Origin of the sequence: Janthinobacterium sp. GW456P (genome assembly GCF_002127655.1) — a bacterium.
Lineage (GTDB): Bacteria > Pseudomonadota > Gammaproteobacteria > Burkholderiales > Burkholderiaceae_D > Janthinobacterium.
In genome coordinates, this window is sequence record NZ_NEHB01000001.1 from 128784 (window position 1) to 145313 (window position 16530).

At 64.5% G+C, this 16530-nt stretch carries 14 protein-coding genes; 9 read left to right on the plus strand and 5 right to left on the minus strand.

The window, feature by feature from the left end:
* The coding region (locus CBW66_RS00490) for a transposase (protein WP_139842949.1) at nt 1-207 on the minus strand (207 nt) is incomplete at its 3' end.
* A 460-nt stretch (nt 208-667) separates the two neighbouring features.
* Nucleotides 668-1255, minus strand: coding sequence for a PRC-barrel domain-containing protein (locus tag CBW66_RS00495; protein ID WP_086136159.1), 588 nt, complete (start codon nt 1253-1255; stop codon nt 668-670).
* A 239-nt stretch (nt 1256-1494) separates the two neighbouring features.
* Here CBW66_RS00495 and CBW66_RS00500 point away from each other — a divergent pair, with 239 nt between their 5' ends.
* The 3 genes from CBW66_RS00500 to CBW66_RS00510 all read left to right on the plus strand — a co-directional run bounded on the left by CBW66_RS00500 (nt 1495) and on the right by CBW66_RS00510 (nt 6317).
* On the plus strand, nt 1495-2694 hold the full coding sequence (locus CBW66_RS00500; protein WP_086136160.1) for a PHB depolymerase family esterase: 1200 nt from the start codon (nt 1495-1497) through the stop codon (nt 2692-2694).
* A gap of 291 nt (nt 2695-2985) precedes the next feature.
* Nucleotides 2986-4200, plus strand: a complete 1215-nt coding sequence (locus tag CBW66_RS00505) for an MFS transporter (RefSeq protein ID WP_086136161.1) — start codon at nt 2986-2988, stop codon at nt 4198-4200.
* Between the two features lie 83 nt (nt 4201-4283).
* Nucleotides 4284-6317, plus strand: a complete 2034-nt coding sequence (locus CBW66_RS00510; RefSeq protein WP_086136162.1) for a GNAT family N-acetyltransferase — start codon at nt 4284-4286, stop codon at nt 6315-6317.
* Nucleotides 6318-6363: 46 nt separating this feature from the next.
* On the opposite strand, the gene CBW66_RS00515 is transcribed toward CBW66_RS00510, so the two are convergent.
* Nucleotides 6364-7629, minus strand: coding sequence for a putative Na+/H+ antiporter (locus tag CBW66_RS00515; RefSeq protein ID WP_086136163.1), 1266 nt, complete (start codon nt 7627-7629; stop codon nt 6364-6366).
* A gap of 206 nt (nt 7630-7835) precedes the next feature.
* On the opposite strand from CBW66_RS00515, the gene imuA reads away from it, so the two are divergent.
* The 4 genes from imuA to CBW66_RS00535 all read left to right on the plus strand — a co-directional run bounded on the left by imuA (nt 7836) and on the right by CBW66_RS00535 (nt 11578).
* The gene (gene imuA, locus CBW66_RS00520; RefSeq protein WP_086136419.1) at nt 7836-8546 is read left to right on the plus strand and encodes a translesion DNA synthesis-associated protein ImuA; all 711 of its coding nucleotides are present in this window, start codon (nt 7836-7838) and stop codon (nt 8544-8546) included.
* A complete protein-coding gene (locus tag CBW66_RS00525; RefSeq protein WP_086136164.1) occupies nt 8476-9963 on the plus strand; it encodes a DNA polymerase Y family protein in 1488 nt (495 codons plus the stop codon). Before imuA ends, CBW66_RS00525 begins: the two co-directional genes overlap by 71 nt.
* Nucleotides 9964-10044: 81 nt before the next feature.
* Nucleotides 10045-10749 carry a glutathione S-transferase N-terminal domain-containing protein gene (locus CBW66_RS00530; protein WP_086136165.1) on the plus strand — a complete coding sequence of 235 codons (705 nt, stop codon included), beginning with the start codon at nt 10045-10047 and terminating at the stop codon, nt 10747-10749.
* A gap of 70 nt (nt 10750-10819) precedes the next feature.
* Nucleotides 10820-11578 (plus strand): S9 family peptidase, encoded by a 759-nt coding sequence (locus CBW66_RS00535; protein WP_086136166.1) that lies wholly within the window; start codon nt 10820-10822, stop codon nt 11576-11578.
* 182 nt (nt 11579-11760) lie between these two features.
* Here the strand turns inward: CBW66_RS00535 and CBW66_RS00540 are convergent, their stop codons facing one another.
* Nucleotides 11761-12111, minus strand: coding sequence for a hypothetical protein (locus tag CBW66_RS00540; protein ID WP_086136420.1), 351 nt, complete (start codon nt 12109-12111; stop codon nt 11761-11763).
* A gap of 72 nt (nt 12112-12183) precedes the next feature.
* Nucleotides 12184-14055: a M61 family metallopeptidase gene (locus tag CBW66_RS00545; RefSeq protein WP_086136167.1), complete on the minus strand. Its 1872-nt coding sequence runs from the start codon at nt 14053-14055 to the stop codon at nt 12184-12186.
* Between the two features lie 192 nt (nt 14056-14247).
* Here CBW66_RS00545 and CBW66_RS00550 point away from each other — a divergent pair, with 192 nt between their 5' ends.
* Both CBW66_RS00550 and CBW66_RS00555 read left to right on the plus strand, forming a co-directional pair.
* Nucleotides 14248-14709: an Hsp20 family protein gene (locus tag CBW66_RS00550; protein ID WP_086136168.1), complete on the plus strand. Its 462-nt coding sequence runs from the start codon at nt 14248-14250 to the stop codon at nt 14707-14709.
* Nucleotides 14710-14982: 273 nt separating this feature from the next.
* The gene (locus CBW66_RS00555; protein WP_086136421.1) at nt 14983-16497 is read left to right on the plus strand and encodes a Do family serine endopeptidase; all 1515 of its coding nucleotides are present in this window, start codon (nt 14983-14985) and stop codon (nt 16495-16497) included.
* Nucleotides 16498-16530: the final 33 nt, after the last annotated feature.

Consider the following 16530-nt stretch of genomic DNA (forward strand, 5'->3'; position numbering starts at 1 on the left):
CAGATATTCGGCAACTCCCTCCCAATACGTGCCCGTCGCTTCCATGCACACTCTGGGGCTGCCGGCTTCRTGCTTCAGCAGCCATGCGTTGAGTGCGGCGAATCCTTGGTAATTGTTCTCGACAACCTTGTTACGATGCTTGCCGTTGGGCAGGCGCAGCGCGCAGTCGAGCTTGGCCTTGGCAACGTCGATTCCTAAATGAAACATGCTGTGCTCCTCTTGCGATCTACCTTGCAAATACGGGCTAACCGGCAGGCCGGTGCCAAAGATACTGTCCGATCTTGACATGGAGGATGGGTAACTGGTGCGAGATCTACGGAGCTGGCTCGGGGCCTAAGGGCGGATACGGCATCCAGTTACCCGGTCTTGATATGCCTATCAAGATTGAGATCTACGGAGCTGGCTCGGGGCCTAAGGGCGGATACGGCATCCAGTTACCCGGTCTTGATATGCCTATCAAGATTTTGACAGCGGTCGATACCGTTCGCAATACCACGAACGGCATGAGGGGAATAATACAAGGTCGGATTAGCGCGGCGACGCCACGCGTAATCCGACAACATCGTTGGCGTGGCCGATAGCGCGGTGTCAACGGTGTCAACGGTGTCGCTGGTGATGTCGGATTACGCGGCTGCGCCGCTAATCCGACCTACGTGACCTACGCGACCTACGTTCGGTCGTTGTCACGCCCATCATCGTCGCTGAGCGATGAGCGCGAGCCGCTTTGGCTGCTGGTGCCGGCGCGGCTGCCGCTCATGGAGCTGCCGGACAGGCTGCCTTCGCTGCCTGATTGCAGGCTGGCGCCGCCGCGCAGGTCGCTGCCCGATGGCATGCGGCTGCCGGCCATGGCGCCGCTGCTGTAGCGCGTGCCGCTGCCATAGAACGCTTCCATCTGCTGGTTCCAGGCATCGCTGCCCATGTCGGGCCAGTTGTTCTTGTCGAAGCCGGGAGCGTTTTTCAGCAGCTCTTTGTCGACGTTCAGCAGGAAGCGCTTGTTGACGGTGTCCAGGGTCAGGCGCTCCCAGGGCACGGCAAACAATTTGTCGCCCATGCCCAGGATGCCGCCGAAGGACAGCACGGCATAGGCGATCTGGCCGGTGCGCATGTCGAGCATGATTTCCTTGATGTCGCCCAATTCCTCGTCGTCGTGATTGTAAACTTCGTCCCCGATCAGGGTGTCGGCCCCCATCAGGGCTGGCCCGGGGCCGTCGTGGTTGCGGTACATGCCCAGGATGTCGCGGTCCAGGTAGCTCATGGTGTTCTCTCCTCTGGTGAAATGCTGATCGAACATCCAGATTAAGCATACGCACTTGTTTGCGTTTGATCTGCCTCAATGGTGCCTGGGGCACTTTTATTCGTGCGCAAACGTACGGTGCCGTGGCCCAATTGCGGTACTCTATGCATTCTACGGAGGAGGCCGCGCATGCTGACGATGCAACGATGCAGAGGGATGAAGTTGCGGTACGCTCCACCACGACATGCGCGCCGCGCGCCATGGTAAAGCCCGCCGCCAAGTGGCTGCGTGGGCTATTGCGCGCCGGTAAGGCGCAGCAGCGCACGGCGACCAAACTGGCGAAGGTGCTGTTTGGCCCCGTGCCGGCCAAGCCCCTGGCCAAACCCCGCAGCAAGCCCGTGGCCAAGACCGCGGCCAAGACCAGGGCGACGCCGCGCGCCAGGCCCGCCAGCGATGCGCTGCCCTCGCTGGCGCCGTTTGCCACGCCCCTGTCGCCCCCGCGCGTACGCAAGCGAACGGCGCCGCCGCCGGGCAAGTGGCTGGCCGCCCACTATGCGCCGTTGCCGGAACTGGGACAGTTGCCGGGCCGGCGCCTGCCGTATTTCCTCTACCTGCCCGAGAAGGCGCCGAGCGCCGCCATGCGCAGCCGGGGCCGGCCGCTGCTGGTGATGCTGCACGGCTGCGAGCAGAGCGCCACGCAGTTTGCCGACGGCACGCGCATGAACCGCCTGGCCGAGCGCAAGGGCTATGCCGTGCTGTATCCGCAGCAATCGCTGCGCGCGCATGCGCGCCGCTGCTGGAAGTGGTACGACAAGCTGACGCAGGAGGGCGGCGGCGACGTGCGCTTGATCGTCGGCGCCATCGAGCAGGTGGCGGCCCGCTATGCGATCGATCGCGCGCGCATCTATATCTGCGGCATTTCCGCCGGCGCCGGCATGGCGCATATCGTGGCCCTGAACCACCCGCATCTGTTCGCCGCGCTGGGGCTGCATTCGGGGCCCGTGTTTGGCGCCGGCCATAACCTGATCGGCGCGCTGGGCGTGATGCAGCATGGCGCTGCCGCCCGTGCCGACGCCGCCATCGATGACGTGCTGGCGCGCCAGCCCGCGTTTCCCCGCCTGCCCACCATGTTGCTGCAAGGGCTGGCCGACAAGGTGGTGCGGCCCATTAACCAGACGCAGCTGGTGCGCCAGAGCGTGCGCGTCAACCGCATGCCCGCCGATACCGTGGTGACGGCGCGGCGCCTGCCGGGCGGCGCGGCGGGCGGGCGCAATCCGGCCCATGCCTATGCCTTGCACGATTACCAGGTGGGCAAGGATGTACTGCTGCGCGTGGCGCAGATCGAGCACCTCGAGCACGCGTGGAGCGGCGGCGACGCCAGCCTGCCGTTCAACGACAAGGCCAGGCCCGACGCCAGCAAGATGCTGCTCGATTTCTTCGCCAGCCACCGCCGCCGGTAAGCGGCCGCGCCGCGCGCCGACTGGTACGCATCGTTCATCCCCCCCTCGGTATGCCCGCGCCAGCGCGCCCGCATGCTGGCCGAGCCCTTTTCAGGGCAGCTGCCATTGCCGCAATGCCATGGATATACTGTAAGTGGTATTGTTGCGGTATTTAAAAAACACAAAAATCGGCGTTAAAAATACGAACTGGTATACAATTGGTACACGTTTTCAGTGTGAGAGTGTCTGCCCGTCCCATGCCCCGACGGCCGGCATGCACTGACGGCAGCCACCCACGTTACGGAACGCGCCATGTCCATCAAGTCCAAGCAGTTGCTGTGGTTTTTTGCGTTTTTTCTCGTCTTTGAGCTGAATATCTATCTGTCGAACGACATGATCATGCCGGCGATGCTGGGCATCGTCGACGAGTTCCAGGCGGAGAAAAAGTTCGTTCCGCTGTCCCTGAGCCTGTATCTGCTGGGCGGCAGTTCGCTGCAGATTTTCCTGGGCCCGCTGGCCGACTGCATCGGCAAGCGCAAGCTGGTATTGACCGGCAATGCCCTGTTTCTGCTGGCCACCTTGGCCGTGCCATTGACCGCCTCGATCGAGCAATTTCTTGCCGTGCGCTTCATCCAGGGCATGGGTTGCTGCTTCATCTTTGTCGGTTATGCCATGATCCATGAACTGTTCGACGACATGGCCGCCGTCAAGCTCAGCAGTATTTTGTCGAGCACCACCATCCTCGCGCCCCTGGCCGGGCCCATCCTCGGCAGCGCCATCATCAGCCGGCTGGACTGGCGCTACGTGTTTTTCCTCTCGGGCCTGCTGGCGCTGCTGTCCCTGCTGGGCCTGTTCAAGACCATGCCGCGCACGGCGCCCACGGTCACGCGCCTGGACCTTGCCGCAGTCGTGCGCAGCTATGCCGCCATTTTCAGCAACGGACGCTTCATGTTCGGCATGTTCACGGCCGGGCTGGCCACCGTGCCCCTGACTGCCTGGATCGGTTTTTCGCCCATCTTCGTGCTGCAGGACATGGGCGCGTCCTACGCCACGTATATCGCGCTGCAATGCGTGATTTTGTCGGGCTTCGTCCTCAGCAGCATCGCCATCCAGCGTTTGCGCCAGGATTTCCCGTTCGTAGCGCTGCTGCGCCTGGGCGGGCTGATCGCGGCGGCCGGCATGCTGGGCGCCGGCGCGGGCCGCCATCACGTCGATGTGTTTGCGGCCTGCATGTTTGTCTATTCCATCGGCTTCGGCCTGTTCAACGGCGCCCTGATCCGCAGCGCGATCACGGCCAGCAAGGAGTCGATGACCTTGACGACGGCCGCCATGAGCTTGCTGTACTGCATCTATCTGTCCGCCTGGCTGCAACTGTACAACGTGCTGTGCCAGCGCTTCGGCTATGCGCTGGAAACGTATGCGCTGCTGAATATCCCCGTCATCGTGCTCATCACGGCCTGCCTGCTGCTGTTTACGCGGGGCATGGCGGGGCGCCGGGAAAGCGGGGTGCGGCTGGCCCGGCACTGATGGCGCAACGCTGCGCATGTTCTCGACCTTGTTTTACCTCCTGCGACGTTTATTGACACTCTCCTGCGGAAAATGGTGCGCCCATGAAAATAGATGACCTGGCCTCAAAACACGATCAAGCAAAGATTTTCAACCTGGAATACGAGTTCCGCATCAACCGTCTGAAACTCGATTACATCACCCTGGCCGATGTGCGGCCCCCCGGCATCGATCTGGAACAACTGGCCGCGCAACATCTGGCGGGCATTGCCGACCTGCGCAGCTTCGTCGCCCTGAACTTCAACCATTTCAATGCGGCAAACTGTTCCTCGCTCAGCTGCATCCCCACGCGCGCGCTCGGCGACGACGAGCGCTACCTGCACCGCATCTGGATGGGCGGACCGCTGCCGGCCATCGCTTCCGAGGCGATCGGGCAGTGGGGCGCGGCGCTCGACGACGTGCGGCACCACGGCGGCGCGCCGTATGTCTCCATCCTGTGGGTGTGGGATGCGCAGCAGCTGCGCAATGACGAGCGCTTCAGCCCCACGGGCGGCGCCGGGCGCTACACGATAGGCCGATACGCGATCGGCGGCACGACCCTGCACATCAACTCGCTGCGCGCGCTGGCGCTCGATTTTGCGCCGGCCCGCTTCGACGTTCTCGATACCCTGCATGCGCAGCGCTATTTCGCCACCCTGTCCGATTATTTCCGCATCCTCATCATGTGCGAATACGGCGGCATGTACATGGATGTCGATACGATACCGCATAATCCGGCGACGATTTTTCTGATGAAGCCGGAAGTGCCCGACTATTTCCAGCGCGGGGGCGATGACAGCGAAGAGCGCCGGCATGTCAGCTGGATGAATCTGTTTCTCGATGAAACGGGCATGCTGATCGCCAAGAAGAACGACGCCGCGCTGCGCGTGATCCAGCGCAATGTGAACCTCGCGTATGCGGGCATCGATGCGCAGATTCCCCGTTCCTGCCCGCAATTCGAGGCGCGGCTGTTCGGCCAGTTCTATGCGGAATGGAAGAAAAACCTGGGCGTGACCCTGCTCAGCCATGCCGAGTTCTACCAGCGTTATTGCGTGCTGTATGACGGCGTGCGCGAAGCGGTGGCGGGCGGCATCCGCGGCATGCGTTTGCTGGACGATATCATTACCGGCATGCACATTCCCCTGAGCGACGAGGAGCGGCGCGCGTATGCGCGCTGCGTGGCGCGGCTCGACGAGATCGGCTGGCGGCTCGACGATCCTTTGCGCCTGCCCGACATCGTCGACGTGTTCGACATCGAGGAAGTGCCGCGCATGGCGTATGCGGCCCAGCTGCGGGCGGACATTGATCACTTCCACTATTACTCGGTGCTCTCAAGCGATCCGCAGCTCGACCGCGTAAATGACGTCTTTTGCCGCTACCTGCTGGCCCACCGTTCGCAGCATATTGCCGCCGGCAATTTCTGGCGCCCCACCGTCGGCCGCCACGGCAGCCGCATGCCGGCCGTCAGCGAGGCCGCGCCGCCAGGCGACGAGGCGCAGGCGGGCTTGCTGTCGCATGCGCCGCTCAAGCTGGTGGCGGGCGAACTGCTGGGCGACGAGGCGAAGAACCGCATGGCCAAATTGCTGTTTGCCACCAGCTACCTCGAATACTGCTCGTTCGGCAATAAACTCAATCTGCAATTCGTCGAATTGCAGCGGCGGCAAAACATCGACCCGTATCTGGCGCACATCCACGGCCTGCATGACGAGGACGAGCGCTTCATCGGCTTTTTCACGGCCGCGACGATGGACGAGTTCCAGGCTTGCGGCGCCGTGTCATATTACCGCGACGATATGAAGGCGCTCGACGATGCGTATGACGCCTTCGTGCTTGCGCATGCGCGCGCCGACGACTGTTTCGTCAGCAGCCTGGCCATCGACGAGAAATACCGGGGCCAGGGCCTGTTCCGGCAAATGTTCCATGAAATCCGCGACCTGGCCAGCCGCAAGGGCTGTGCGCGCATCACCCTGACGGTGTGGGAAAAGAGCGAAGCGCTGCAAGTGTATCTGCACAAGGGTTTTCGCAGCGTGGGCACCTTCGACTATGCCTACAGCCTGTTCTATGACCGGCTGCATTTCCTCGTGTATGACGGCAACTGAGGAAGGCAGGGGAGCGGGGCGGCCGGCAGCCGCCCCGCGAGGAAGCTTACAAAGCCAGGAAGGCCAGGCCCGCCACGGCCGTCGGCAGCAGGGCGCCGGCCAGCAGGCCGACGGCGCCGATCGATTCATCCTTGAAGCCGCGGCGCAGCAGGGCCACGCCGGCCGGGTTCGGCGCATTGGCGATGACGGTCAGGCCGCCGCCGGCCACGGCGCCCGCCATCAGCATGTATTTCGCTTCGTCCGTCATGCCGACGATCAGCGAACCGAGGTAAGTCAGGGCCGCATTGTCCGTGATCGCCGTCAAGCCCAGGGCGCCGAAGAACAGAGCCAGCGGTTTCAGGCTCGAAACGATGGGCTGCAGCCACCATTGCTGCATGCCGCCCAGTACCACCAGGCCGCCGAGGAAGAAGCCGACCAATAAACCTTCCTTCAGGATCAGCGGGCTTTGATAACGCTCATACGCCTGCACGAAGCCGAGGAAGAACAGGAACAGGCCGATGAACAGCACCGGATGGTGTGCCAGGGTGACGACGCCGGCCAGCACGATCATGTGCACCAGGCTGACGGCCAGCGGTACTTTCGGCGCTTCGGTTTCACCGGCTTTCGGCTTGATGTCGGAGGTATTGCTGTGCAGATATTTGCGCAGCAATATGCTCACGCCCGTGGCATTGACCAGCACGGCGATGGTGGCCTTCCAGCCGAAATGGCTGGCCATGTAGGCGCTATCCCAGTTCCACGTGGTGGCCACCATCAGCACGGGCGGCGCCGCATACGAGGTGAGGGTGCCGCCGATGGAAACGTTGACGAACAGCACGCCCAAGGCGCCGTATTTCAGCCATTCAGGGATACCCGGGCGGAAGATTTGCGGCGCCAGCATCAGCGCGGCCAGGGTCATGGCGGCCGGTTCCGTGATCAGGGAACCGGTCAGAGGCACGAGCGCCAGGCCCAGCCAGACGAGGGCCAGTTCCGTGCGCAGCGGCATCACGCGCGCCACGCCTTTCAACAGGCGCTGCACGGCGTCGAGCACGGGGCGCGAGGCGGCCACCACCATGACGACGAAGACGAACAGCGGTTCCGTGTAATGGCGCGACTCGGCATACTCGATGGCCGCATCGCTGCCCGAGACGAAGGCCATGATGATGATCAGGATGAAGGCCCAGAAGCCGAACACGACTTCCACTTCGCCCAGCAAGTGCAGCAGGCCCGCATGGCGGGGGTGGCGCCGCGATAATGTTTCAAACGACTTGGCGGCGAAAGTGTGGATGAGCGCAAGGCCGAAGACGACGGCGCTGATGAGTTGGATGGTGGTCAAATGCGTTTCCTTATGGACGGAGGAAGCCGCCCGGTGCATTGCCGAGCGGTAAGGAGAGTGCTTATGGTACAGCAATCGATGCCAGAAACGGGGTTTTTCGGACATGGCGGAGCGGCCTGCGGGCAGGCGCTGCGCAGATAAGCCTTGCCAAAAGCTGGGCTGGATAGTACTGTATATGTATACAGTATTTATCTTTCTAGCCCATGATGCAACATTCCCAATTGATGGCGTCGCCGGAAGCCTTGCACCCGTCTTTATGGCGCGCATCGCAGCTGGGCCAGGGCGCCACGCGTTGCCTGGACACGGGCTTTGCCGCCTTGTCCGCGCAGTTGCCCGGCGGTGGCTGGCCCAGCGGCAGCCTCATCGATCTGCTGGTGCAGCAGCCGGGCAGCGGCGAATTGCGGCTGCTGGCGCCCGCGCTGGCGCAGCTGCCGGGCTTGCCCATCGTGCTGCTGCAGCCGCCCCATCCGCCGCAGGCGCTGGCCCTGGCCGCGCAGGGCCTGGCGCCGTCGCAGCTGCTGTGGCTCAGAAGCGCCGGCAGCAAGGATGCCTTGTGGGCGGCGGAGAACATCTTGCGCAGCGGCACATGCGGCGCCCTGCTGTTCTGGCAATCGCACGTGCGCGCCGACAGCCTGCGCCGGCTGCACCTGGCGGCGCAGTCGGGCAACACCCTGTTCTGCATGCTGCGCCCCTTGCACGGCGCGCAGGATGCGTCGCCCGCGCCGCTGCGCCTGTCCGTGCGTCCGGCCGCCGGCGGCATCGAGATCGGCTTCATCAAGCGCCGGGGACCGCAGCGCGACGCACCCCTGTTCCTGCCCCTGCAACCTCCTTCATTATTGCTACGCCATGCGACTCTGGATCGGCCTGTGCCTGCCCCGGCTTCCGCTCGAAGTGTTTTGCCCGCGCTGGTCGGCTGACAGCCTCGGCGTGGTGCTGGAGCAGGAGCAAGTGATGGCCGTGTCGCCGCTGGCGCGGGCCGCCGGCGTCAAGCCCGGCATGCGCCGCGCGGGCGCGCTGATGCTGGCGCCGCAGGCCCGCCTGCACGAGCGTTCGCCCGAACTGGAAGCGCAGGCCCTGCAGGCGGTGGCGCTGGCGCTGCTGCAATATTCGCCGCTGGTGGCGCAGGGCGAGGAAGCGACCCTGCTGGTCGACGCGGGCGCCAGCCTGCGCCTGTTCGGCGGCGTGCGCGCCCTGTGCCGGCACATAGCGGCCAGCTTGCGCGCACTGGGCTACACGGCCCAGCTGTCGTGCGCCCCCACGGCGCGCGGCGCCTGGCTGCTGGCGCGCGCCGCGACGCGCCGGTGCCGGACACTGAGCATGGCCAGCCTGGTACGCCGGCTCGATGGCTTGCCGTGCGCCCTGCTGCCGCCCGCGCGCCCCTGGCTCGACTGGCTTGATGGCATCGGCTGCCGCACCCTGGGGCAACTGCGCCACTTGCCCCGCCCCGGCTTGCAGCGCCGTTGCGGCGGGGCCTTGCTGGACATGCTCGACGACGCGCATGGCCACAGCACGGAACTGTTCGTATGGATCGAGGCGCCGCCCACGTTTCGCGCCAGCCTGGAACTGTTCGACCGCGTCGAGCACGCCGACGCGCTGCTGTTCGGCGCGCGCCGCCTGCTGCAGCAAATGACGGGCTGGCTGTGCGCGCGGCAATTCGCCGTCGAGCGCATCCAATTACTGCTGGCGCACGAGCGGGGCAGGGTGGCGCGCCCGCCCACCGTCATCGACCTGGCGCTGGGCGAGGCCGTCTGGCGCGACGAACACCTGGTGCGCCTGCTCAAGGAACGCCTGGCGCAGCTGGCGCTGGAGGCGCCCGTGATCGGCCTGACCCTGGAAGCGCTGCAGGTGCAGCCGATGGCGCCGCCCAGCGAGAGTCTGTTCCCCGAGCCGGGCGGCACGCCGCAGGAGCGCCAGCGCCTGCTGGAATTGCTGGTGGCGCGCCTGGGGAGCGAGAATGTCTTGCAGGCGGCGCCGCGCGCCGATTACCGCCCCGAGGCGGCCAACCAGTGGCTGCCGCTGCCGGCCAGGGCCAGCGGAAAAAGCGCGCCACCGGACTTGCCGCCCGGCTTGTCCGGCATGCCCCGTCCCGGCTGGCTGCTGGCCCAGCCCATCGCCCTGTTGATGCGCGAGCACCGGCCCTTCTATGGCTCGCCCTTGAAAATGGTGTCCGTCGCCGAGCGCATCGAAGCAGGCTGGTGGGGCCAGTCGCAGGCGCGCGATTATTTTATTGCCGAAGGCCGCGACCACGCTCATTACTGGGTCTACCGCGAACGCATCGCCGGCAGCGGAGAAGATGCCGCGCCGCGCTGGTTTTTGCATGGTCTGTTTGGCTGAAGGCGCTGTCCTGCTGAAACTGCCATGCTTGGCTATACTTGCTTTCTTGCGCCGCGTCTTTAATTGAAATGAAGGATATCCATGACACAGCTTTCCGACTTCCCCATCACCCAAAAATGGCCTGCCCGGCATCCTGAACGTTTGCAGCTGTATTCGCTGCCGACGCCGAACGGCATCAAGGTCTCGATCCTGCTGGAAGAGCTGGGCCTGGCGTACGAGCCGCACCTGGTCAGCTTCGAGCAGAACGACCAGACGTCGCCCGCCTTCCTGTCCCTCAATCCCAACAACAAGATTCCCGCCATCCTCGACCCGAACGGTCCCGACGGCAAGCCGCTGGCCCTGTTCGAGTCGGGCGCCATCCTGCTGTACCTGGCCGAAAAGACGGGCAAGTTCCTGCCGCAGGACGCGGGCCTGCGCTACGAAACCATTCAATGGCTGATGTTCCAGATGGGCGGTATCGGCCCCATGTTCGGCCAGGTGGGCTTCTTCCACAAATTCGCCGGCAAGGAATACGAAGACAAGCGTCCGCTGGAGCGCTATCTGGGCGAAGCGAAGCGTTTGCTGGGCGTGCTCGAGCAGCGCCTGCAGGGCCGCGACTGGATCATGGGCAGCCAGTACACGATTGCCGACATCGCCATCTTCCCGTGGGTGCGCTGCCTCGTGGGCTTCTATGGCGCGGGCGAGCTCGTCGGGTTTAATCATTTCCCGAACGTGCAGCGCGCGCTGGACGCGTTCCTGGCCAGGCCAGCCGTTGCCAGGGGCGTGGATATTCCCAAGCGTGCTTAAAACAGGCAGTGGCCGGGCGGCGCTACAATGCGCCATCGGCCGCCCTGCGCGGCAGCTTTGATCTGAGACAATGAAATCCACCCGGCAAGATTTTCCCGGCGCCCACGGCCATGTGCTGGCGGCGCGCCTCGACGCGCCCGACGGAGCCATCCGCGCCTACGCGCTGTTCGCCCACTGTTTTACTTGCGGCAAGGACGTGCTGGCCGCGCGGCGCATCGCGCAAGGCTTGACGCAGCACGGCATCGCCGTGCTGCGCTTCGACTTCACGGGACTGGGCGCCAGCGAGGGCGAGTTCGCCGCCACGAATTTCTCGTCGAACGTGGACGATTTGATCGCCGCCGCCGATTTTCTGCGGGCAAAACATGCTGCGCCACAATTGCTGATCGGCCACAGCCTGGGCGGCGCCGCCGTGCTGGCGGCCGCCGCGCAAGTGCCGGAAGCGAAGGCCGTGGTAACTCTGGCCGCACCGAGCACGCCCGCCTACGTGACGCGCATGTTCAGCGACCACCTGGAGACCATCGCCGCCGAGGGCGAGGCGCTGGTGCAGCTGGAAGGGCGGCCGTTCCGCATCCGCCAGCAATTCGTCGACGATGCGGGCAGCCACAGTTTAAAGGAGCACATCGCCGGCCTGCGCCGCGCCCTGCTGGTGATGCACGCGCCGAACGACACGACGGTGAGCCTGTCGAACGCGATGGATATTTTCACGGCCGCCAAGCACCCGAAAAGTTTCGTTTCGCTCGACGATGCCGACCACTTGTTGACGGGACGCGATGACGCGGCCTATGTGGCCAACGTCATCGCCGCCTGGAGCGCGCGCTATATCAACTAAGCTGGACTAAGCGGTTGCCCATGAAAAACGCCGCGGCAGCAAAGGCTGGCGCGGCGCAGATGGTGTCGATCTGGTCGAATAAACTGAATGCCTGAAAAATGCCCAGGGCTAGGCGCCTTGCCGAAGGCAGTACGAATGTACGACGAGGCATGGCAACAACGCCATGGGCTTTTTGCAGGCGTTCAGTCCTCGTCGAACTCGGCCGAGAGATCCTTCCATCCCTTGCTGGCAGCAAAGGCCGAAAATTCCTCGGGCGCTTCCAGGACGATCAGTTTCTTGTCTTGCAAGCCCAGGTCGCCGTGGCCGAAGTCGGGGCCCACGTAGCCGAGGCTGCGCAGGCGGGCCAGGATGTGGCCGACCAGGGTCTTGTCCTTGTAGGCGCCCGCTTCGAGCGGGGCGGCGAAATCGACATAGACGTCGATGATGCCGTAGCCTTCGTCGAAGATGCGGATGGCCTTGATGTCGTGGGCACGGCCGGAGCCGTCGGTGGCCTTGAAGGGGCCGCTGAGCTGGATGTCGGTGTCATTGTTCATGCCGCCAGCATACACCAAAAGCCGGCCCCGCATGGAGCGCGCGGCGCAAAATCCCCCCGTGTTATCCCCGCCTCAGCGCGCCTGCAGGATGGCCGACAGGCGGTCGCGCGTGCCGGCGATGCGCTCGAGCTGCGGGTAGCGCAAGCCGCCGTGGTAGTCGAGCGCCACCGTCTGGAATTGTTTGCCCTTTTTGACCAGCAGGTTGATCGGCTGCGGGCTGGCCTTGGCCGCCTGGATGGCCGCCTTCAGCAGCTTGGGCGTGTAAGCCGTGCCATTCACGGCGAGCAAGGTCGTGTTGCCCGACAAGCCCGCCTGGAAGGCGGGGCCGTCCCATAGCAGCTTGCCCAGCTTGCCGTCCTTGTCGATCGTCAAGCCCAGCGAATAGCTCAGGTCCGTGCTCTCGCTGCGCTCTTCATTGGCTTTCAGGAAGGGCGTGGGCGTGTCGCGGTAGACCAGCTTCCAGCCGGCGCGCGCCAGGCCATCGAGCGGTGCGCCGGGGCCGTGGCTCTCCAGGCGCGTGCGCAAAAAGGCGGCCCAGTCGTGCGGCTGCACGGCGTTCAGGGCGGCGACCACATCCTCGAAGGTGTAGGGCAGGGGCGTGGTGCCGCCATCCTGCATGCCAAAGAAACTGCGCGCGAAGTCGTCCAGCGAGCGGCGCTCGCCGGACAGTTGCCGGATGGTGGTGTCGACGTCGAGCCAGAGCAGCGCGCCTTCCATGTAGTAATCCTCGTCGCGCTGCCAGCTGCTCCAGGCTATGGGGCGCCGGCCATTGATGATGGGGTCGTTCGTCGTATCCTGCATGGCGCGCCAGCTGCGCCCGGGCATGACGTCGTAATGGGCCGCCGTCGCGGCGAACAGCTCGCGCATATTGGCCGGCGCCACCAGGCCGGAACGGGCCGCCAGCACATTGCCCCAGTACTGCGTCTGGCCTTCGTAGACCCACAGCAGGCTGTTTTGCAGCGGCGTGTTGAAATCCGGCGTGTCCTGGCCGGCGGGGCGGCGGAACTTGCCGTTCCACGAGTGCACCAGTTCGTGCGGCAGCAGCACGCGCTGCGCCTCGTTCTTGTCCCACTCGCTGAAATAGCCGGGCTTGACGCCGTTTTCGCTCGATTGCATGTGTTCGCGGCCGATGCCGCCGAACTCGTCGCTCAAGGCCAGCAGGAAATCATAGTGGCGGTAGTGGCGCGCGCCGAATAATTTGTAGGCTTGCTGCAGCATGGCCCGGTGTTGTTCGACTTGCTGCGGCGTCGCTTCCAGGCTGTCGGCGCTGTCGGCCATCACGTTCAGCAGCACGGGCACCTTGGCGCCAGGGTCGAGGTCGATGCGCTCGACATGGCGGCCGGCAAAGACGGGCGAGTCGACCAGGGTGTCGAGGTCCAGCGGCTCGAAATCGACTTGCTGGCTGGCCGGCGTGGCCGCCCGCGCGCGCACTTCCAGGGCGCTGGCAAATTCCCAGCCGGCCGGCAGGGTCAACGATGGCTGCACGAGGATGTCGCGCGCGGCGCGCCCGGCCGGATACAGTGTCATCGCATGCCATTGCACGCCCAGCATGGCGCTTGTCATGGTGATGCGGCCCTGGCTCGCGTCGACGGGCGAGAGGAACTGGTATTGCGCTTCCACGGCCGTGGCGCCGGCCGGCACGTCGAGGTGAAAGGCGAACATGTTGACGGGGTCGCGCCGCCATTCCAGGGGCTGGCCGTTGGCGGATAGGCGCAGGCCGGCCAGCTGGTTCAGCGGGCCGCTGGGGCCGTGGTTGCCCGGCACCCATTGCGGATACAGCAAGGTCAGCTTGCCGGGCGCGGCGGGAATGCGTGCGCGGATGCTGAACAGTTGCTGCGCCACATTGCTGGCATCGACGTGCAGCTCGATAGGCGGGGGAGGGAGCGTGGCGGCCTGGGCCGTAGCGGAAAGGAACAGGGCAAGCGACAGGCGGATACGGGACATGGGTGGCGGCGGGAGGGCAAAGGCCGAGTCTAGCATTCTGTAAAAATTTCTTACAAATTTGTGGCCGTCTGGGGCGTTTTTCGCCAATTTCAAGGCCTTGAAAGAGCGTTGGCAGGCCGTATATCGGTAGCAAGCGGATGCTCACGGTGAGGTCCGCTCCTCTTATCGCTTCATTTGAAAAGGATATTTATCATGCGTACTTTTGACCTTGCTCCTCTGTATCGTTCCGCCATTGGCTTCGACCGTCTGGCACAGCTGCTCAACGAACAGCGCGCCGATGCGCAACCCAGCTATCCACCTTATAACATCGAACTGGTGTCGGAAGATAAATACCGGATCGTGATGGCACTGGCCGGCTTCTCGCGCGAAGAAATCGACATCATCACCGAACGCGACTCGCTGCACGTCACGGGCCGCAAGCAGAAAGATGGCGTCGAGCGTACTTTCTTGCACCGCGGCATCGCTGCCCGCGACTTCGAACAGCGTTTCCAGCTGGCCAACCACGTGAAGGTCACGGGCGCCACGTTTGAAAACGGCATGCTGACCATCGACCTGGTGCGTGAAGTGCCGGAAGCGCTGAAGCCGCGCAAGATCGAGATCGGCGGCAGCCCCGGCGCCACTGTCAGCGCACTGGAACAGCGCCAGGCAGCGTAAGCTGAACTGATCCCGGCGCCATGCGCCGGGCTGGCAGGAGGATATATCTTCTTTCCATGCAGTAAAATACTGGCCGGTTGATCCGGCCAGTGTCACGTCCGGAGCCCATTCGGCCTCCATTGCGGGCTTCCATTGATCGCCACGCGGCACGCACAATTAAACCCCGCTTAAAGGCGCAAATGCCTGTTTCCAAATGGAAAAATGTTAAGCACCGCCTAAGACTCGTGGCCCACTATTGCATACATCAAAATCTCATTGAATGAGGAGCAATTCATGGAACAGCAAACGAATACCGCATCCCTGAAAATCAAACGCACCGTAGCCGCGCTGGCCGCGATCGGTGTGCTGGGCGCCGGCGGCGCCATGGTGGTGCATCAGAACAATGCCGGCGCGAATGCCGCCGCTGCCGGCGCACCCGCCGCCCCCGTGGCCGCCGCCGCGCCTGCCGCCGCCGCGCCGCTGGTGGCCTTGCCCGACTTTAGCCAGATCGCCGCGCGCAACAGCCCGGCCGTCGTCAATATCAGCGTCACTGGCAGCACCAAGGTGGCTTACGACCCCTCGGCCCAGGCCGGCAATGACGACTTCGGCAACGACCCCTTCTTCGAATTTTTCCGCCGCTTCCAGGGTCCGCAAGGCGGGCAGCGGGGCGGGCGCGACGTGCCCACGCATGGCCTCGGTTCCGGCTTCATCGTCAGCCCGGACGGCGTCATCATGACCAACGCCCACGTGGTGCGCGATGCGCGCGAAGTGACCGTCAAGCTCAACGACCGCCGCGAATTCCGCGCCAAGGTGCTCGGCACCGATCCGAAGACCGATATCGCCGTGCTGAAGATCGACGCCAACAACCTGCCCGTCGTGCCGCTCGGCCATTCGAGCGACCTGAAAGTGGGCGAGTGGGTGCTGGCCATCGGTTCTCCTTATGGTTTCGACAGCACGGTGACGGCCGGCGTCGTCAGCGCCAAGGGCCGCTCCCTGCCCGACGACAGCAATGTGCCGTTCATCCAGACGGACGTGGCGGTCAACCCAGGCAATTCGGGCGGCCCCCTGTTCAACACGCGCGGCGAAGTGGTCGGCATCAATTCGCAGATCTACAGCCAGACGGGCGGCTTCCAGGGCCTGTCGTTCGCCATCCCGATCGACCTGGCCGGCCGCATCAAGGACCAGATCGTGGCCACGGGCAAGGCCAGCCACGCCAAGCTGGGCGTGACGGTGCAGGAGGTCAACCAGGGCTTTGCGGACTCGTTCAAGCTGGCCACGCCGGAAGGCGCGCTGGTGGCCAACGTCGAACGGGGCAGCCCGGCCGACAAGGCGGGCCTGAAATCGGGCGACGTGGTGCGCAAGGTGAATGGCCAGCGCATCATCGGCTCGGCCGACTTGCCGGCGCTGGTGGGGACGTCCTTGCCAGGCGATAAGATCAGCATGGATGTCTGGCGTGACGGCAAGATCGTCAGCCTGACGGCAACCCTGGGCAATGCGGCCGACAAGGTGGCCGAAGTGGCCAAGAGCGACAGCGCCGCCGGCAAGGTAAAACTGGGGCTGGCCCTGCGTCCGTTACAATCGGATGAAAAACGCGAGGCGGGCATCAGCGCCGGCCTGCTGGTGGAAGACGCGGGCGGCGCCGCCGCGAATGCCGGGGTGCAGCCGGGCGACGTGTTATTGTCGGTCAATGGCCGCCCCGTCAACACGGTCGAGCAGGTGCGCGACGTGGTGGAAAAATCCGCCAAGTCGGTGGCCTTGCTGATACAGCGGGGACCGGACAAGATCTTCATCCCCGTGCGTTTGGGTTGAACACGAGAGTAACGAGATAGAGAGAGGCAAGCC